The sequence below is a fragment of the Pseudoalteromonas sp. Ld20 genome (assembly GCF_045064175.1).
Lineage (GTDB): Bacteria > Pseudomonadota > Gammaproteobacteria > Enterobacterales > Alteromonadaceae > Pseudoalteromonas > Pseudoalteromonas neustonica.
Window position 1 is genome coordinate 1 of sequence record NZ_JBISHB010000002.1, and the last position, 3,414, is coordinate 3,414.

The following is a 3,414-nucleotide window of genomic DNA, read 5'->3' on the forward strand; positions in this document are numbered from 1 at the left end:
GTTCGTAAGACATTCTGAATTCCCTCGATAATGAGTTTGGTCGCACTTACTACATTAGCAAATATTTCAGAATGTCATATTTATTGGTGGGTTATGGTCAGTGGTGCACTTGCATAATGAATTCGGGCAACCCGAATTCGGGTTCCGTCTAATGCTTGATGTTGATTGCGATTAGGTCGAAAGCCATAGCTAAAACCTAGAAAATCGACTTCGTAGATTGGCTCTAATAGCCAAACTACTACTTGTTGAACAATTTTATCTTCAATGGACGTAACGCCAATAGGCCGTAGAGTACCGTCAGCTTTGGGTATCCATATTCGCTTAACAGGCTTTGCCTTGTAACACCCAGCTTGTAGCCTTTGATGTAATGAGGCCAGTCTTGTGGTCGCGTTTACTTGATACTCAAACCATCCGACATTATCAACGCCCTTGGCCGCTCGCTTATTCAGATGACTAAACGCCTTATGCAGCAGTGCCAAATTGATGTGATGAAATAGGTTATCGAATTGCAGCGATTTATTGCGCTTTGCTGCTTCCCCTAGCCGATCCAAACGAGGTAGCAATCCTTCCATGCTCTGTGTCATGGTCTTACTCCTGTTGAATGACTTTCTCTTTGTCAGTCCCCTTCGCTCCACTTGCTCCGCTACGCCAATTTCGTCAACGTTTTGTTCGCTAGCTTCTTTGCTACTATGAGTCTGTCTGACTTCCAACGTTGAACGCACAGCTTGTGCTATCTATTGGCTACGCCTAATCGGCTTCCCAATAAACTGCTTGTAGAAACAAGCAACCGCGTTGGATCTCCCGAGTTCCGCATAAAAGACATTGCCACATGCATAAGGTCTATGACTGCGAAGAGCCAATGTTTAACTTGCCTTACCCTCTCGCGGTATAACGTTAAACATCATATTGCCTTCCCTTTCACCCAACTAGGTCGGCGCTCTTAAATATGATTTCGCAGCTCAATACTTCGCCTATGGTTTCCCCTGTCAACGCTTAACTCGACACCTTACGATGCAAAGCTCATGACTCGGGGTCTTGGCGGCTTGCTGAGCCTTACCAAGCAGAGGACTTTCACCTCCAATCTTCTACCGATTTAGCTCGGCGCACTGGGTGTCCTTTTTATTTTAATTGAGCCACTGAACCTTTGAAATCAACAAAACTGATAGAGCAAACCTTCAATCGATAGAATCCGAGGCTAATTTTCAACCCCTTTGGCTTCAAATGCAGCCAAAAATAAAGCCCCTTGATGCCAAAAAACAAAAAGCCTCATGAGTGCGAGGCTTTGGATTCAAAACATTGAAATGATTATTATTTAAATTAGTTCCAGTTGTTCCACATCATATCCTCGTTGCGCCAAAGCCCTTTTCCTTCTTTAAGCTGCATTACAGGATCTAATGTGGGGTCATACAATACAAGTGTACTCAGCGGAACCACTCTTGTATCCTCTTTTTTCACATCTGGTCCAGCCCCTGAAAAAAGCTCCCATTGATCAACTTCCCACCTCATTGCCTCAGTAACAGCGGCTCCCTTTAGAGCCTCTAAATTTGTCACTGCTGAACAATTTTTAGGTAACCCACTTGGGTAACTACGATCAAACCAAGACCAAACTCTGTTACTTGTGTCGTTCATAGGTAAGTCACAATTTGGAACATCAATTGTCATTAATTGCTTTGGAGGAGTTATCTGCATCAAACAGATTTTATCTGCTTTATAATAGTCGATAGCTCCCAATGGCAAACTTTTAGACCAAGATTCATCTGCTTTTTTCAGTTCAAAAGTTCCACATATGTTTTCCACATTAAATGAAGATCCTCTAGGGTTGTTAATCAAGTATTTCGCTGCACAATCTACTATGTCTTTAGCTAATTGAGCCGAGAAATAAGCTCCACCGGCAAATAGTAGTTCCACACCAAATTTTTCATGCAACCCTATGGTATATAAAAAACGTGGTGAACTTCCTCCACTTATGGTGTACACAAAATGACCGTGACTCTTGATAGCATTACCTATCGTATTTAATGCATCATTTTCATTCATTCAATCTACTTCTCTTTGGCATGTACTTCTTTATGGCAGTCTTTGCAAAGCGCAGCACCATTTTCTTTCGTAGTTGGACCACCATCTGCGTGACGCTGTACATGATGACCATCGACTTCACTTAAAGATTTAGTCTCTCCGCAACCAGCACATTTGCCACCTTGATCTTGCAACATTTCATTGATTTCCCCTCTAGAGTACGTTCTTTTAGGGTCTCTGTCACCGGGAGCAGCAGAGCCTCTTCCTGTTGGAGACTTGGGAACCTTCGAAAAGTCACATGCATTGTGGACCCACATATTTGTCTTACCAACAAAGTATGTATGGTCTGTATTAACTGTGAAATTGTAAGCATACTGAGGTTCTTGATTAACCTGAATATTAACAATGCTGATATTATTATCGACTTTGGGGCCAGATATCACTGTACCTTCAGATACATCTCCTGCTGGCAACCAGCCTTGATTATCTACATAAAATGGATGTTCTGCTGTCGTGGTAATCGACTCTTCTACGCCATTCTCATCTACAACTGTAAAAGTAATGGTTTCTGTATGCCAATCTTTGAAGGTATCTGTGACTTCTCTCCATGAAACTTGACCTGTTTCATCATTCTTGGATAGGACAATATCACCCACGTTGACTTCAATAATGCTTTTATAGCCATCTTTAGTCAAAATCATAGTCTCAGGTGTAAAACTACAACCGCCCTTAATCACCTTAGCTAGCCGCTTAGCTTTCTGAACAGTCTTAGCGGGGTTTAGAGCGCCTGCTGCGGCATCTGCTACAGCGCCACCTAGATTTACAGACCCTGTTTCGGCATAGTTCAACGCAGCGCCAAGAGCGACATCAGCCACAAACTTCACAGCAAAATTTAAAAATTCACCATTAGGATCGGTATATTTGTACGGATTATTATTAACGTATAAGTAACGGTTAAACGACATTACTGGGTTAGATGCAGTATACCCAACAGGATCATTCGAATAAAAACGACCTATGACTGGATCATAGTATCGTGCCTGCATATAAGTTAACTGCAGATCATCATCTTCCAAATGCCCTGTATACCCAGGACTATCTTCACTCGTTGTTACTTTACTTTCTTTGGGAAAAAATAAACTGGACAGCCACTTTAATTGAGCAAATAAAACTGCGCTACTAAGTTTACTCTTTTGGGCTAAAAACTTATCTCTTCTTGAATTCAATTATCAAACTTTAGGGTGGGTGTCATCTTTGCTTTTTCTAAACGACCCGAATTCAGGTTCCAAGTGCACCAAACCTTAAATCACTAATTAATAAAGACTTCTTCAGCTGTCTGATAATTTAGTATTTTCCTTGGGCGAGTATTAATTTTCATTACAACCTCTTGGAGTTGTT

General features: G+C 41.6%; 3 protein-coding genes. All 3 read right to left on the reverse strand.

Going from position 1 to position 3,414, the window contains the following annotated elements; all coding sequences use genetic code 11:
* Positions 1-80 precede the first annotated feature (80 nt).
* The 3 genes from ACJJVX_RS00010 to ACJJVX_RS00020 all read right to left on the reverse strand — a co-directional run bounded on the left by ACJJVX_RS00010 (position 81) and on the right by ACJJVX_RS00020 (position 3,242).
* Positions 81-584, reverse strand: a complete 504-nt coding sequence (locus tag ACJJVX_RS00010; protein ID WP_405629424.1) for a reverse transcriptase domain-containing protein — start codon at positions 582-584, stop codon at positions 81-83.
* A 733-nt stretch (positions 585-1,317) separates the two neighbouring features.
* Positions 1,318-2,037, reverse strand: coding sequence for a DUF4262 domain-containing protein (locus ACJJVX_RS00015; protein WP_405629426.1), 720 nt, complete (start codon positions 2,035-2,037; stop codon positions 1,318-1,320).
* 5 nt (positions 2,038-2,042) lie between these two features.
* Complete coding sequence (locus tag ACJJVX_RS00020) at positions 2,043-3,242, reverse strand: polymorphic toxin-type HINT domain-containing protein (RefSeq protein ID WP_405629429.1); 1,200 nt, start codon at positions 3,240-3,242, stop codon at positions 2,043-2,045.
* Positions 3,243-3,414: the final 172 nt, after the last annotated feature.

What these genes read in the sequence shown, in the direction of transcription:
- ACJJVX_RS00010 (WP_405629424.1), bottom strand. Translation starts at nt 584, where the DNA reads ATGACACAGAGCATGGAAGGATTGCTACCTCGTTTGGATCGGCTAGGG.
- ACJJVX_RS00015 (WP_405629426.1), bottom strand. Translation starts at nt 2,037, where the DNA reads ATGAATGAAAATGATGCATTAAATACGATAGGTAATGCTATCAAGAGT.